Consider the following 14,506-nt stretch of genomic DNA (forward strand, 5'->3'; position numbering starts at 1 on the left):
CACCGAGGTATCGCGGCACATGCGGTAGCAAACAGCCACAACGCTACCGCCGCGCTCAGGCACCGCAACGACCGTCGTCGTTCACTCTTTGGTTACCCCGAAGCGATTCAGCGTTCGCTCGCGTGCCACCGCATGATCGACAATGGGGGCGGGATAATCCACACCGATCTTCAATTGCGCAGCACTCTGGTCGATACCCCCCATCTTCCATGGTGCATGAATGAACTTGTCCGGCACCCTCGCCAGTTGCGGCAGATAGCGGCGAATGAAGCGCCCGTCCGGATCGAAACGCTCGGACTGGGTCACCGGATTGAAGATGCGAAACCAGGGCTGTGCATCACAGCCGGTGGATGCCGCCCACTGCCAGCCTCCATTGTTGGCAGCCAGATCGAAATCAAGCAGGTGAGTGGCGAAGTAACGCTCGCCAAGGCGCCAGTCGATACCCAGATCCTTGGTCAGGAACGACGCCACAATCATCCTGAGCCGGTTGTGCATGAAGCCGGTCTGGTTCAGCTGCGCCATTGCCGCATCAACGATGGGATAGCCGGTCCGTCCTGCGCACCACGCCTCAAACAACGCCGGCGCATCGTCCCAACGCACTTTGTCGAACGCCGGCTTGAACGCCTGCCCGACCACACGTGGGTGGTGCCACAGGATCATATGGTAGAAATCACGCCACACCAGTTCATTGAGCCAGCTCTCCGCGCCTTCACCACCGTGCTGCCAGGCCAGCCCTGCCAGCTCTCGGATGGACACCGTGCCAAAGCGCAGGTGGGGCGATAAATAGGACACCCCCTTGAGCGCCGGAAAGTCCCGTGACCGCTTGTAGCGGTCGATCCGTCGGCGAAAATCCTCCAGCAACTGCCGGGCGCCGGACATGCCGGTCGGCATCTTCAGTTCGGCAAGATTGCTCGGCTCGAAGCCGAGTGACGCCAGGTCGGGGACAAGCGCCCCGGCGGGCTTGGGAGCCAGACGACTCGCATACTTGTCCACCGGATAGGCCAGAACATGGAATGCCTCGAGTTTCTTCATCCAGGCATTCCGGTAGGGCGTGAATACGCTGAAGGGCGTGCCCCCCTGAGTCAGTACCTCGTCACGCTCGAAGATCACCTGATCCTTGTAGTCGGCAAAGCCGATGCCCTGCTCCGCCAGCGCCTGCGCGACCCGGCTGTCACGCTCGATCGCGGCAGGCTCGTAGTCGCGATTGGCCAACACCTGATCGACACCCAACTCCCTGGCCAGCCGAGGAATCGCGTCGACCGCCCGGTCATGCAGCACGATCAGGCCACTCCCCTGACCTCCCACCCGACGCGACTGCGCGTCCAGCGCCGCATCCAGTTCGCTTGCCGCCTGCCAGATGAACTCCACCCGGCGGTCCTGCCTCGGCAATGAATCGAGGATGTCGCGGTCGAAGATGAACACACACCACACCCGTTCTGCCTGACGCAAGGCATGATGCAGCGCCGCATGATCGAAGTTGCGGAGATCACGACGGAACCAGACGAGAGCAGAGCGCATGGAGTGGAACACCAAGGTCAGAGGGACGGATTATGAGCCCTTCAACCTTACAAGGTTCCCAGCTGCTGCAGATGACCGCGCCCTTGACGCGCGTGCCCGCGCACAAGCTTCGCAGTGGGCGTAAAATGCCGCCATGGATACCGTCTCGAGCAACCTCACGCACCATTTCCTGATCGCCATGCCCAACATGGCCGATCCGCATTTCTCGCGTACGCTCACCTATATCGCCGAACACAACGACCAGGGCGCACTCGGCGTCATCGTCAACCGACCAATCGACATGACGCTGGCGACGCTGTTCGAACGTATCGAGCTGCCGCTGGAAGCCGAGGGCTTCGCCCATCAGCCGGTCTATTTCGGTGGTCCGGTACAAACCGATCGTGGTTTCGTGTTGCATCGCCCCGGTGGCGACTGGCACTCGACGCTGCAGGTCAATGCCGAGATCGGCCTCACCAGTAGCCGCGACATCCTGCAAGCCATTGGCAGCACCGGCGAACCCCACGAGGTGCTGGTCAGTCTGGGCTATGCGGGCTGGGCAGCCGGCCAGCTCGAACAGGAGCTTGCCGACAATGCCTGGCTGACCGTCCCGGCCGACATGGCGATCATCTTCGACCTGCCGCCTGAAGAGCGTCTGGTCGCCGCCATGCAGAAGCTGGGGGTCGACTTCGCCAAGCTCAGCGAGGTTGCCGGGCATGCCTGACGGTCTGGTGGCGGTGACGCCACCGACAGGTACGGATCTTCCTGCACGTGGCAGCCTGCTGGGCTTCGATTTCGGACTGGCCCGAATCGGCGTGGCCAGTGGCGAACTCGAAACCGCCCGTGCCAGCGCCCTGACCATACTGCGTGCAGAATCCAATGCCGACCGTTTTGCCGCCATCGGCCGCCTGATTGCCGAATGGCAACCGGTCGCCCTGGTAGTCGGCCTGCCGCGCCACCTGGACGGCAGCGAACATGACATGACCGCCCGCTGTCGCCGCTTCGCCAACCAGCTGCACGGCCGTTTTGGCCTGCCTGTCACGCTGATCGACGAACGCCTGTCATCGGCCGAGGCCGAGCAGCGGCTGCGCGATGCCGGCATGCGCGACTGGCGCGCGCGCAAGGACCACCTGGACGCAACGGCCGCACAACTGATCCTGCAACACTTCCTGGATACGCTCCAACATGCCAAATCTTGATGCTGAAGCACTGTGCCGGCAACTGGCCGAACAGATGCGCCCACACGTCACCCCGGCGACCGCGCTGGTGGGCATCCGTACCGGCGGGCTGTGGCTGGCTGAGCGCCTGCACACCTTGCTCGGCCTGAGCCAGCCGCTGGGTGCGATCGACGTTTCCTTCTATCGCGACGACTACGGCGCCAAGGGCCTTCATACCAAGCCGCAACGTACCGAGATCCCGTTCAGCGTCGAAGGCGCGCCAGTGATCATCGTCGATGACGTGCTCTACACTGGCCGCACCACCCGCGCCGCACTCAACGAGCTGTTCGACTTCGGACGCCCGGCCAGTGTCGAACTGGCGGTGCTGGTCGATCGCGGCGGACGCGAGCTACCCATTGCCGCGCGCTACTGCGCCCTGACCCTGACCGATCCGCTGCCACCGACGCAAAACCTGCAACTCGAACGCGACGAAGACGGCACGCTGAACCTGAGGTTGATCGATGCATAATCCCCAGCTCAACAAGCACGGCGAACTGCAGCACCTGCTGACCCTGGACGGGCTGCCGCGCAACATCATCAATGCCATTCTCGATACCGCTGCGCCATTTACCGAAGTGGCCGAGCGCGAGGTCAAGAAGCTGCCACTGCTGCGCGGCAAAAGCATCTTCAACCTCTTCTTCGAGAACTCGACACGTACCCGCACCACCTTCGAGATCGCGGCCAAGCGCCTGTCGGCCGACGTCGTCAATCTCAATGTATCGACCAGTTCGACCGCCAAGGGTGAGAGCCTGCTCGACACCGTGGACAACCTGTGCGCGATGCAGGCCGACATGTTCGTGGTACGCCACGCGGCCAGCGGCGCGCCCTTCCTGATTGCCCAGCATCTGTACAACACCGGCCGCAACGACATCCACGTGGTCAACGCAGGCGACGGACGGCACGCCCACCCCACCCAGGGCCTGCTCGACATGTACACCATCCGTCACTACAAGCGGGACTTCACCCAGCTTACCGTGGCCATCGTCGGCGATGTGCTGCATTCGCGCGTCGCGCGCTCGCAGATTGCGGCACTGACCACGCTGGGCGTACCCGAGGTTCGGGTGATCGGCCCCAAGACCTTGCTGCCGACCGCAATGGAACGCATGGGCGTGCGCGTGTTCCACGACATGCGCGAAGGCCTCAAGGATGTCGACGTGGTCATGATGTTGCGCCTGCAGAACGAACGCATGAACGGCGCCCTGCTACCCACACCGCAGGAGTTCTACAAGGTGTGGGGCCTGACCGCGGAAAAACTCGCACTGGCCAAGCCCGACGCCATCGTGATGCACCCCGGGCCCATGAATCGCGGCGTCGAGATCGACTCTGCGGTGGCCGACGGCGCACAGGCAGTGATCCTGCCCCAGGTCACCTTCGGGATCGCCGTGCGCATGGCGGTCATGAGCATGCTCGCCGGCCAGTAAGGAAACACCGATGAAGATTCGCATTGCCAACGGCCGCGTCATCGATCCGGCCAACAAGACCGACCGCATTCAGGACGTCTACATCAGCGACGGCAAGATCGCCGCGCTGGGTGACGCACCGGACGGTTTCGTCGCCCAACGCACGCTCGATGCCAGCAATCTGGTTGTCGCCCCCGGCCTGATCGACCTGGCCGCACGCCTGCGCGAGCCCGGCTTCGAATACCGTGCCACGCTCGAATCCGAAATGGATGCGGCCATGGCCGGCGGCGTCACCAGCCTCGCCATTCCGCCCGACACCGATCCGGTGCTGGACGAACCCGGCCTGGTCGAGATGCTGTGTTATCGCGCCAAAAAGCTCAACCGCGCCCATGTCTATCCGGTGGGCGCGCTGACGCTGGGCCTCAAAGGTGAACGCCTGTCGGAAATGGCCGAACTGGTCGAGGCAGGCTGCGTCGCATTCTCCCAGGCCAATGTTCCCATCGTCGACAACATGGTGTTGATGCGGGCCATGCAGTACGCCGCAACCTTCGACTTCCGTGTCTGGCTGCAGCCAATCGCGCCCTTCCTGTCGCGCGGCGGTTATGCGCACGATGGCGAGGTCGCCAGCCGGCTGGGCCTACCGGGTATTCCGGTAGCGGCCGAGACGGTGGCGCTCTACACCTATCTGCAGCTTGCCCGCATCACCGGTGCGCGGCTGCACATTACCCGCCTGTCCAGCGCCGAGGGCCTGCAGTTGATCGAACAGGCGCGGGCCGACGGCATGGACGTGAGCTGTGACGTATCGATCAACCACCTGCACCTGTGCGATATGGACATCGGCTACTTCGATGCGAACTGCCACCTGGTGCCCCCCCTGCGCAGCCAGCGCGACCGCGACGCGTTGCGCCGTGCGCTGGCCGATGGCCGCATCAACGCGCTGTGCTCGGACCATACGCCGGTTGACGACGACGGCAAGCAGACCCCGTTCAGCGAGTCGGAGCCCGGCGCCACCGGGCTGGAGCTGCTACTGCCACTGACCCTGAAATGGGCCAACGAATCCGGCCTCTCGCTGCTCGACGGCATCGCCAGGATCACGTCCGAAGCTGCACGTATCGTCGGGATCACCAAAGCCGGCCACCTGTCACCGGGTGCCCGTGCCGACGTCTGCGTGTTCGATCCTGCAGCCGATATCCGCATCGCACGCGACAGTCTGCGCAGCCAAGGCAAGAACACGCCTTTCCTGGGCTTCGAGCTGCAAGGCAAGGTCCGCTACACCCTGGTCGAGGGACAACTGATGTACGGCGACTAAGTCCAGCGTCAGTGCCGCACAGGTCGCACAGCCGGGCCGTCGTTACCGACCGCCCGGCTTTTTTGCGCGCGCGAATGTCGACAGCGGCACCCGGGGATTGTCGGGTTCACGACGCAGCACACCCTCGGGAAACGCACAGCGCTCAGGCACAGTATTCCAAAGACCAGATAAACCACTGAATATCTGATCTATTTCTCAAAACTCCACGCCGAACATCGCAGCACTCAAGCGCGACCCGCTGGCATTGGTCTTGCTGTTTCCAGAGTGGAACACTGGAGCAAGCCACCATGGCAGTCACCATCAACGACACCACCCTGCGCGACGGCGAACAGACCGCCGGCGTTGCCTTCACTGCGGAAGAAAAGCTGCGTATCGCACGTACGCTGTCGCAGGCGGGCGTCCCCGAACTCGAGATCGGCATCCCGGCGATGGGGCCTTGCGAACAGGATGTCATCCGCAGCATCGTCGGTGAGCGCCTGCAGGCCCGCACCATGGTGTGGGGGCGGCTGTGCGAGGCCGACATCGACTCCTGCATTGCGATGGGAGCAGATCTGGTCAACCTGTCGATGCCGGTATCCGACATCCAGATCGGCCACAAACTGCAACGTGACCGCGACTGGGTGCTGTCCGCGCTACGCCGCCTGATTCCGTTGGCCCGCGAGCGCGGGGCAGATGTCTGTCTGGGTGGAGAGGATGCCTCGCGCGCCGACCCGGAATTCCTTTACCGCGTCGTCGAAGTGGCACAGGCTGCCGGAGCGCGGCGCTTCCGCTTCGCCGATACCACTGGCATCCTGGAGCCCTTTGCCACCTACGAGGCCATCTCCGCGCTGCGTGCGCGCTGCGATCTGGAAATCGAAATGCACGCGCATGACGATCTTGGCCTGGCCACAGCCAATACGCTAGCCGCGGTGCGCGGCGGCGCCACCCATATCAATACCACCGTCAATGGCCTGGGCGAACGTGCGGGCAATGCCGCACTGGAGGAGTCCGTCGTGGCACTCAAGCGCCTCCACGACATTGACACCGGTGTGCACGCCACCCTGCTCAAGGGTATTTCCGACATGGTGGCACTGGCCTCGGGACGACCGGTCGCCGCCAACAAGAGCATCGTCGGCGGCTGGGTGTTCACCCACGAAGCCGGCATCCACGTGGATGGTCTGTACAAACATCCGGACACCTACCAATCGCTCGACCCTGCCGTACTGGGTCGCGAACACGCCATCGTGCTGGGCAAGCACTCTGGCACCAGTGCCATTGTCCGCGCCTACGAAAATCTTGGAATCACGCTCGAACCGGAACTCGCCCGCCTGTTGCTGAGTGGCGTGCGCGAACTGGCCGAACGCGTCAAACGCCCACCGCTGGACACCGAGCTACTGAGCCTGCATACCGCCGCTACCGGCGTCATACAACTGACTGCTGCGACTGGCGACTACCGCTGCATGGGCCATTGACGGAGGGTCACGGCACCGCCTGCAGGCGCAGACGGGCAAGTGCGTCTGGCGACATACCCACAACCCGGACACGCTTGGTCCGCGAGGTTTCGCCACTGACCAGCACCACCGCCGATTTCGCCACGCCGCAAAACTCGGCGAGGAAAGCGCACAAGGCCGCATTGGCCTTGCCATCGACCGGAGGCGCGGCCAGGCGGATCTTCATTGCCTCGCCATGCAGCCCGGCAAAACCCGTCCGCTTTGCCCCCGGCTGAATGTGCAGACTCAACACCAGGCTGCCATCCGCAGCAAGGCGCAGCCAGTCGCTCACAGCCCAGTCAGCAGCGGAACAAAACCGCCACGCATGCCACCGAGCACCATCAGCACAATCTGCAACACCAGCAGCAGCACCAGTGGCGACAGATCAACGCCGGAAATGGTCGGCACGACACGGCGGAAGGGGCGCAGGAAAGGCGCCGCAAGGCTATGAAACACCGGCGCGGCAGGCGAGTGCGGACTGACCCAGGACAGCACCGCCGACACCAGCACCACGGCGAAGATCAGGTAGATGATCATCCGCAGCAACTCGATCAGCCCCAGGCCGAGCACCCCCAGCAAGACGCCACCGGCACCGCCGCCCAACGGCACGCCCCCGAAGGCAAGCTCGACCAGCACCAGCAAGGTCTGTAACAGCCACGCCGGCAGCAGGCTGGCCATGTCCAGACCAAACACGCCCGGCACCACGCGGCGCAGAGGCCGGACGGCCCAGTCGGTGGTGGTCACCACGAACTGGCCGATCTGGTTGCGGAACGACACCCGCTGCCACTGCATGAAGAAACGCGCCAACAACATCAGCGTCAGGAAACCGACTGCGGTGCTGATGATCAGCAACAGGATCTGGGCAAGCATCGCTGATCAGTCCTTGCCCAGTTCGTCGCCAAGCTCACGACCACGTGCCGTCGCCGCGGCCACCGCCCCCACTACGATGTCATGCCAGCCCGCAGCCGCCAAGTGTGCCAGCGCCGCCGCGGTGGTCCCGCCTTTGGAGGTGACGCGCTCGCGCAGCACTGCCGGCGGCTCATCCGAAGCCGCAGCCAGGCGCGCCGCACCGAGCACGGTATCGATCGCCAGCTTGCGCGCGGTGGCGGGCTCGAAGCCCTGTGCCAGCCCTGCTGCCTCAAGCGCCTCGATGAAATGGAAAACATAGGCCGGACCGCTGCCCGACACGCCGGTGACTGCGTCCATCTTGCGCTCGTCGTCCAGCCACACGGTGCTGCCAACGGCAGCCAGCACGCGCTCGGCGAGGTCACGACCCGCGACATCCACGGTCGGATCCGCAACCAGACCGGTGATACCGGCGCCGATCAGCGCCGGGGTGTTCGGCATGCATCGCACCAGACGTGAATAGGGCCGCTCGCCGCCGAGCCAGCGCCCGAGATCGGCCAATCGCAGTCCGGCCGCGATGCTGATCACAAGCTGCGTGGCCAGCCTGCCAGCCAAGGGCTGCAGGGCACTCTTCATCTGCTGCGGCTTCACCGCCAGTACCAGCGCATCACACGCCAGTACCTGATCGTCGGGCGCCGCGCAGGCGCGAACACCAAAGCGCTGCTCGAGCCGCTCACGATTGGCCGCGTCCAGCTCCACCACCTGAATGTCACTGGCGGCAAAACCGCGCTCGACCATCCCCCCGATCAAGGCCGCGGCCATGTTGCCGCCCCCCAGAAAACTGATCTTCATCTCGTAAGCACCCGAATCCGTTGTTGAAAATGTACTGCCGCGCGCATCCGCTCAAGGGCGGGCACGCTCGCCAAAAATGGCGGTGCCGACACGCACGATGGTCGCACCTTCCGCAATGGCCAGTTCGAGGTCGTCGGACATGCCCATCGACAAGGTATCAAGCACCAGTCCCCGACCCATCAGTTCGTCTTTCAACTCGCGCAACAGGCCGAAGCGGCGGCGGAGCAGACCCGCATCCTCGCTCGGTTCAGGAATGCACATCAAACCGCGCAGGCACAGTCGCGGCAAGGCTGCCACGGCCAGTGCAAGCGGTGCGAGTTCGGCAGGCTGCACGCCACTCTTGCTGTCTTCACCACTGACGTTGACCTGGATGCACACCTGCAAGGGTGGCAGATGCGCATCGCGCTGGGCCGACAGACGCTCGGCAATCTTGAGCCGGTCGATGCCATGCACCCAGTCGAAGGAACCGGCCACCAGCCGCGTCTTGTTGCTTTGCAGGGGGCCGATGAAATGCCATTCGACGGCCAGATCGCGTAGCGCGGCGACCTTGTCCGCCCCCTCCTGCACGTAGTTCTCGCCAAATGCATGCTGCCCCGCCGCCGCCGCGGCGCGGACATCCTCTGCCGGCTTGGTCTTGCTCACCGCGAGCAGGCGCACCGACGCCGGGTCCCGCCCTGCAAGCCTCGCCGCTGCGGCAATGCGCGCGTTTACAGCTTGCAAGTTGGCGGAGATTGATGTCATATTGGTCAGGGCTCCACGGTGGGAAACGATCCGCCGAAAGTATAGCACCGGCCTTCGCCCCATCCCGGCAGGCCGCCTTTCACGCCAAACTCGCGCTGACATCATGGACATCACCGAACTGCTCGCCTTCGCGGTCAAGAACAAGGCTTCCGACCTTCACCTCTCGGCCGGGTTGCCGCCGATGATCCGGGTGCACGGCGACGTGCGCCGCATCAACCTGCCGCCAATGGAGCACAAGGACGTTCACGCCATGGTGTACGACATCATGAACGACGGCCAGCGCAAACAATACGAAGAAACCTGGGAGTGCGACTTCTCCTTCGCCATTCCCAACCTGGCGCGCTTCCGGGTCAATGCCTTCAACCAGAACCGCGGCGCTGGCGCAGTGTTCCGGACCATTCCTTCCAAGGTATTGACCCTGGAAGAACTCAACTGCCCGAAAATCTTCAAGGAAATCGCCGAACAGCCGCGCGGCATCGTGCTGGTTACCGGCCCCACCGGCTCGGGCAAGTCGACCACGCTGGCCGCCATGGTCGATTACATCAACGAGAACGAATACGGCCACATCCTTACTGTCGAGGATCCGATCGAGTTCGTTCATGAGTCCAAACGCTGCCTGATCAACCAGCGCGAAGTCCATCGCGACACCATGTCCTTCAACAACGCACTGCGTGCTTCGCTGCGTGAAGACCCGGACGTCATCCTGGTGGGCGAAATGCGCGACCTGGAAACCATCCGTCTGGCGCTGACTGCTGCGGAAACCGGCCACCTGGTGTTCGGCACGCTGCATACCTCATCGGCCGCCAAGACCATCGACCGTATCGTCGACGTGTTCCCCGCCGCCGAAAAGGATATGGTGCGCTCGATGCTGTCCGAATCGCTGCGCGCAGTGATCTCGCAAACCCTGCTCAAGACCAAGGACGGCTCCGGGCGCGTCGCCGCACACGAGATCATGATCGGCACCCCGGCCATCCGCAACCTGATCCGCGAGAACAAGATCGCGCAGATGTACTCCGCAATCCAGACCGGCCAGAATGTCGGCATGCAGACGCTCGATCAGTGTCTGGCCGACCTGGTCAGGCGTAACATCGTCTCTGCGGCAGAAGCCAAGGTCCGGGCGCAGAACAAGGACAACTTCAACGCCTGACCGGGCACGGCGCACGGCAGGCTCAGGGACAGGACAACAATAACCTCAGACGCCACATGTGCGACATGTGGCCGGGCGGGAGCGGAAAATGGAACGCGATCAGGCACTCAAGTTCATGAACGACCTGCTGCGCTTGATGCTGCAGAAGAACGGGTCCGACCTTTTCATCAATGCTGGTTTTCCGCCCGCGATCAAGATCGACGGCCGCATCGTGCCGCAGTCGAACCAGGCACTGTCGCCGGTACATACCGCCGAGCTGGCACGCGCGATCATGAACGACCGCCAGGCCGCCGAGTTCGAAGCCACCAAGGAATGCAACTTCGCCATCTCGCCGGCCGGCATCGGGCGCTTCCGCGCCAATGCCTACATCCAGCAGGGCCGGGTCGGCCTGGTACTGCGAACCATCGCGCTGAAGATCCCGACCTTCGACGAGCTCGGCCTGCCCGCCGTGCTGCGCGACATCGCCATGGCCAAACGCGGCCTGGTGATCTTCGTTGGCGGCACCGGTACCGGCAAGACGACCTCGCTCGCAGCGATGGTGGATTACCGTAACGAGCACAGCTACGGTCACATCATCACCGTCGAAGACCCGATCGAATACGTTCACCAGCACAAGAACTGCATCGTGTCCCAGCGCGAAGTCGGCATCGACACCGAGAACTGGGAGGCTGCGCTCAAGAACACGCTACGCCAGGCACCCGACGTCATCCTGATGGGTGAAATCCGCGACCGCGAAACCATGGACTATGCGATCGCCTTTGCCGAAACCGGCCACCTCTGCCTGGCCACACTGCACGCCAACAGCGCGAACCAGGCGATCGACCGAATCATCAACTTCTTCCCGGAAGATCGCCGTTCGCAATTGCTGATGGACCTGTCGCTGAACCTGCGCTCGATGATCTCGCAGCGCCTGCTACCGATGAAGGACCGCAAGGGCCGTATTCCGGCTGTCGAAATCCTGCTCAATTCTCCGCTGATCTCCGACCTGATCTTCAAGGGCGAAGTGCCGGGCATCAAGGACATCATGAAGCGCTCGCGCGAACTGGGCATGCAGACCTTCGACCAGGCCCTGTTCGACCTCTACGAGGCAGAGCTGATCACCTACGAGGACGCGCTGCGCAACGCCGACTCGGTCAACGACCTGCGTCTGCAGATCAAGCTCAACAGCAAGCATTCCGACAAGGACATGTCGGCCGGCATCAAGAACCTCGACATCGTCTGAGCACCGGCAAGACGCCGTCGTCGCGAGCGGCCATATCGCAACCGACCCGCGCAGCAGACTCATTCACCCGCGCGGAGCACCTCCCCGAAGGCGGTCGCCACTTCAGCTGGCTGTGGAATCGCGCGGCTTGTCGCGATTGCTGCCGGCAATCACCTTGTACTCGAACAGCCGGCACTCCAGCGCACCATTGAACAAGGGCGTGCGCTTGCTCGCCTTCAAGCCGATCAGCTTGGCCAGACTCATGTCACCGCTGAAGAAGTAGCAGCGCCAGCCTGCCCAGTGCTTCTTGAGTGCATCCCCCAGGCGGGGATAGAACGCGGCCAGTTCTTCCGTCTCGCCAATTCGCACGCCATAGGGGGGATTGGTGACCAACACGCCGTTCGCCGCTGGCGGCTGACGATCCAGCAGATCGGCGCGGTCCAGCGTAACGCACGCCGCCAGCCCGGCAGCGCTCAGATTCTCACGCGTGCGACGAACCTGATCGCCGACCACGTCCGAACCGAAGATCGCCAGCGGCGCAGCCGGCTTGCGGCGCGCCTCGGCCGCCTTGCGCACCGAGGCCCACGCCGCGGCATCAAAATGCTTGAACACCTCGAAGCCAAAGTGCCGTCCCAGACCAGGGGCAATATCCAGCGCCATCTGGGCGGCTTCGATCAGGAAAGTCCCACTGCCGCACATTGGGTCAATCAGCGCCTCACCCGGCTGCCAGCCGGTCAGCTTGAGAATGCCGGCCGCGATGTTCTCCTTCAACGGCGCCTGCACGGCAGCAGACTTGAAGCCGCGCTTGTAAAGTGGCTCACCCGAAGTATCGAGATACAGGGTGACCATGTCGCGTGTCAGGAAAGCCTGGATACGAACCGCCGGGTTGGCGGTATCGACATTGGGCCGGCTACCGATCACGGTACGGAAGTGATCACAGACCGCATCCTTGATGCGCAGGGTGATGAACTCCAGGCTCTTCAGCGGCGACTGCTGGGCAGTGACGAACACCCGGATACTGTCATCCGGGGTGAACCACTTGGCCCAGGTCACGCTGTAGGCCAGTTTGTAGATGTCGATCTCACCCTGATAACGCCCCCGCGCCACCCGCCACAACACCCGGGTCGCCAACCGGCTCTCCAGATTGGCGCGATAGCAGGCAGTCCAGTCACCCGTCCACATCACCCCACCATGCACCGCCTCCGCACTGGCCGCCCCCAGCCCACGAAGCTCGTCGACAAGCAGGGTTTCCAGACCGCGCGGGCAGGGGGAGAAGAAGGATTCGGCCATGAGGGCTCCACTGAAAAATCGGAATAAGCGCGGATTGTAGCTCGACCCTCTGCTCCAGCCTGCTTGACCTCACAGAATCCGGTCGAGCACATGCAGGCGTTACCCGACCGGACGCCGTCATCGCTGAGGCGTCGTCGTCGGCAGCCACAGCCACCGTCCCCGGTCCAAGGTGGGTGGAAATACCAAAAAAGAGCCCCGCCGATGCTGCTGGCGGGGACTCGAATCGCCCGGGCTCAAGTGAGGGAGGGAGGAATGACGAACCCGGACGTGGGGCAATCGACAAGGCGGGCTTACTTGCCCGCCTTGGCCTTCCAGGCCGCCGCGACGCGATCCTGGGCGGCGGACAGCTGCTCGGCGGCCAGTTTGCTGGCCTCCGCAGCCTTGGCTTTGGCTTCTTCCGCCTTGGCCTTGGCTTCTTCCGAGGGTGGGGGCAGCTTGGCCAAGGCCGAACCGCCGGCCAAGGCCAGGGTGATGGCGACAACTGCAGACTTCAACAGCGTGTTCATGTACGTGCTCCCGTCACTGAATCCTGAGGATGACCGGACTTCCCGGCCTTGACGTCGTGGTACCAGTATTCGTGGTGCTCCTTGGCCCAGGTCTCATCCACATAGCCGGTCTTCATCGACTGATAAGCGCCTTCGACGCCGATCGTACCCATGTAGATATGACCGCAGGCAAGCGCCAGCAGCACGATGGCGCCGACCGCGTGCACAATGTTGGCCAACTGCATGTCGGCACGGGTCCAGCCGAAGTTGGGGAAATCCAGCACCAACCCGGAAATCGCCACGGTCAGGCCCAGGAAGGTCACCCCCAGCCAGAACCAGGTCTTCTCGCCGAAGTTGAAGCGACTGGAAGGCACGTGGTCACCGCCCAGCAAGCCCCCTGCGCGCTTGATCCAGATCGCATCGCAGGCCTGCCACACGTTGTCGCGCAGGAAGGCGAGGATCATCAACACGATGAAACCGGCAAACACCGGTCCCACGTAGTTGTGGATCAGCTTGCCCACGGTCAGCAACCCGGCCAGGAAAGCCGGACCGAAGATCGGTGCCAGCACATGCTTGCCAAACAGGATGGCAAGGCCGGTCACCGCCAGCAGCAGGAAGGTGATCGCCGTCCCCCAGTGCACGAAGCGCTCGAAGCCGGAAAAGCGCTTCATCTTGCGCCCGGTCGGCTTGTCGTGCAGCTTCATCGTGCCCTTGACCAGCCAGAACAGCAGGATGGCCGCCGGCACCACGATCAGCAGCACACCGCCGTACTGGGTGATCGGCCCATTGCGCCACTGCCGCCAGGTGTTGCCCTCGCTCTGGATCAACACACCGGCTTCTGGTCCGCGCGTCACCGTGAAATGCTCCTGGCCGGAACGCACCTCGCGCCACACCGGCGCATTGTTGAGCGGCTGCGACTGCTGGCGCGCGGCCTGCTCCGCCGCAGCATCAGCCGCCGCATGCACCGGCGCAAACGCCGCCAGCACTGCCGTCATCCAGCACAGCAATGCCAGCCGCAGCGCGCTGCCGCGCCGCATGAAGAATGTCTTCATGGC

Annotated in this window: 16 protein-coding genes; 8 read left to right on the forward strand and 8 right to left on the reverse strand. The window is 63.6% G+C overall.

Annotated elements, in window-relative coordinates; genetic code table 11:
* Positions 1 to 81: 81 nt before the first annotated feature.
* A complete protein-coding gene (locus DNK49_RS16120) occupies positions 82 to 1,518 on the reverse strand; it encodes a cryptochrome/photolyase family protein (protein ID WP_110526768.1) in 1,437 nt (478 codons plus the stop codon).
* A 133-nt stretch (positions 1,519 to 1,651) separates the two neighbouring features.
* On the opposite strand from DNK49_RS16120, the gene DNK49_RS16125 reads away from it, so the two are divergent.
* From DNK49_RS16125 to nifV, 6 genes are all read left to right on the forward strand, one after another.
* A complete protein-coding gene (locus DNK49_RS16125) occupies positions 1,652 to 2,218 on the forward strand; it encodes a YqgE/AlgH family protein (protein ID WP_110526770.1) in 567 nt (188 codons plus the stop codon).
* Positions 2,211 to 2,693: a Holliday junction resolvase RuvX gene (gene ruvX, locus DNK49_RS16130; protein ID WP_110526938.1), complete on the forward strand. Its 483-nt coding sequence runs from the start codon at positions 2,211 to 2,213 to the stop codon at positions 2,691 to 2,693. The genes DNK49_RS16125 and ruvX overlap by 8 nt, the downstream gene beginning before the upstream one ends.
* A complete protein-coding gene (gene pyrR, locus DNK49_RS16135) occupies positions 2,680 to 3,180 on the forward strand; it encodes a bifunctional pyr operon transcriptional regulator/uracil phosphoribosyltransferase PyrR (RefSeq protein ID WP_110526772.1) in 501 nt (166 codons plus the stop codon). Before ruvX ends, pyrR begins: the two co-directional genes overlap by 14 nt.
* Entirely contained in the window at positions 3,173 to 4,132 is a 960-nt protein-coding gene (locus DNK49_RS16140; RefSeq protein WP_110526774.1) for an aspartate carbamoyltransferase catalytic subunit, read from the forward strand. The genes pyrR and DNK49_RS16140 overlap by 8 nt, the downstream gene beginning before the upstream one ends.
* Positions 4,133 to 4,142: 10 nt before the next feature.
* The gene (locus DNK49_RS16145; protein ID WP_110526775.1) at positions 4,143 to 5,420 is read left to right on the forward strand and encodes a dihydroorotase; all 1,278 of its coding nucleotides are present in this window, start codon (positions 4,143 to 4,145) and stop codon (positions 5,418 to 5,420) included.
* 287 nt (positions 5,421 to 5,707) lie between these two features.
* Positions 5,708 to 6,871: a homocitrate synthase gene (gene nifV, locus DNK49_RS16150; protein ID WP_110526777.1), complete on the forward strand. Its 1,164-nt coding sequence runs from the start codon at positions 5,708 to 5,710 to the stop codon at positions 6,869 to 6,871.
* Between the two features lie 7 nt (positions 6,872 to 6,878).
* Here nifV and DNK49_RS16155 read toward each other — a convergent pair whose 3' ends face one another.
* The 4 genes from DNK49_RS16155 to DNK49_RS16170 are packed head-to-tail and all read right to left on the reverse strand — an operon-like array spanning position 6,879 to position 9,328.
* Positions 6,879 to 7,181, reverse strand: a complete 303-nt coding sequence (locus DNK49_RS16155) for a DUF167 domain-containing protein (RefSeq protein WP_110526779.1) — start codon at positions 7,179 to 7,181, stop codon at positions 6,879 to 6,881.
* A complete protein-coding gene (locus DNK49_RS16160; RefSeq protein WP_110526786.1) occupies positions 7,178 to 7,759 on the reverse strand; it encodes a YggT family protein in 582 nt (193 codons plus the stop codon). The genes DNK49_RS16155 and DNK49_RS16160 overlap by 4 nt, the downstream gene beginning before the upstream one ends.
* Positions 7,760 to 7,765: 6 nt before the next feature.
* On the reverse strand, positions 7,766 to 8,587 hold the full coding sequence (gene proC, locus DNK49_RS16165) for a pyrroline-5-carboxylate reductase (protein WP_110526788.1): 822 nt from the start codon (positions 8,585 to 8,587) through the stop codon (positions 7,766 to 7,768).
* A 51-nt stretch (positions 8,588 to 8,638) separates the two neighbouring features.
* Positions 8,639 to 9,328, reverse strand: coding sequence for a YggS family pyridoxal phosphate-dependent enzyme (locus DNK49_RS16170; protein WP_110526790.1), 690 nt, complete (start codon positions 9,326 to 9,328; stop codon positions 8,639 to 8,641).
* 103 nt (positions 9,329 to 9,431) lie between these two features.
* On the opposite strand from DNK49_RS16170, the gene DNK49_RS16175 reads away from it, so the two are divergent.
* Both DNK49_RS16175 and DNK49_RS16180 read left to right on the forward strand, forming a co-directional pair.
* Positions 9,432 to 10,475: a type IV pilus twitching motility protein PilT gene (locus DNK49_RS16175; protein WP_110526792.1), complete on the forward strand. Its 1,044-nt coding sequence runs from the start codon at positions 9,432 to 9,434 to the stop codon at positions 10,473 to 10,475.
* 88 nt (positions 10,476 to 10,563) lie between these two features.
* Positions 10,564 to 11,697 carry a PilT/PilU family type 4a pilus ATPase gene (locus tag DNK49_RS16180; protein WP_110526794.1) on the forward strand — a complete coding sequence of 378 codons (1,134 nt, stop codon included), beginning with the start codon at positions 10,564 to 10,566 and terminating at the stop codon, positions 11,695 to 11,697.
* 102 nt (positions 11,698 to 11,799) lie between these two features.
* On the opposite strand, the gene DNK49_RS16185 is transcribed toward DNK49_RS16180, so the two are convergent.
* The 3 genes from DNK49_RS16185 to DNK49_RS16195 form a co-directional block, all read right to left on the reverse strand.
* The gene (locus DNK49_RS16185; protein ID WP_110526796.1) at positions 11,800 to 12,966 is read right to left on the reverse strand and encodes a THUMP domain-containing class I SAM-dependent RNA methyltransferase; all 1,167 of its coding nucleotides are present in this window, start codon (positions 12,964 to 12,966) and stop codon (positions 11,800 to 11,802) included.
* Between the two features lie 290 nt (positions 12,967 to 13,256).
* Complete coding sequence (locus DNK49_RS16190; protein ID WP_110526797.1) at positions 13,257 to 13,472, reverse strand: hypothetical protein; 216 nt, start codon at positions 13,470 to 13,472, stop codon at positions 13,257 to 13,259.
* On the reverse strand, positions 13,469 to 14,503 hold the full coding sequence (locus tag DNK49_RS16195) for a formate dehydrogenase subunit gamma (protein ID WP_110526799.1): 1,035 nt from the start codon (positions 14,501 to 14,503) through the stop codon (positions 13,469 to 13,471). The genes DNK49_RS16190 and DNK49_RS16195 overlap by 4 nt, the downstream gene beginning before the upstream one ends.
* Positions 14,504 to 14,506 lie beyond the last annotated feature (3 nt).

The sequence above is a fragment of the Parazoarcus communis SWub3 = DSM 12120 genome (genome assembly GCF_003226565.1).
Classification (GTDB): domain Bacteria; phylum Pseudomonadota; class Gammaproteobacteria; order Burkholderiales; family Rhodocyclaceae; genus Parazoarcus; species Parazoarcus communis.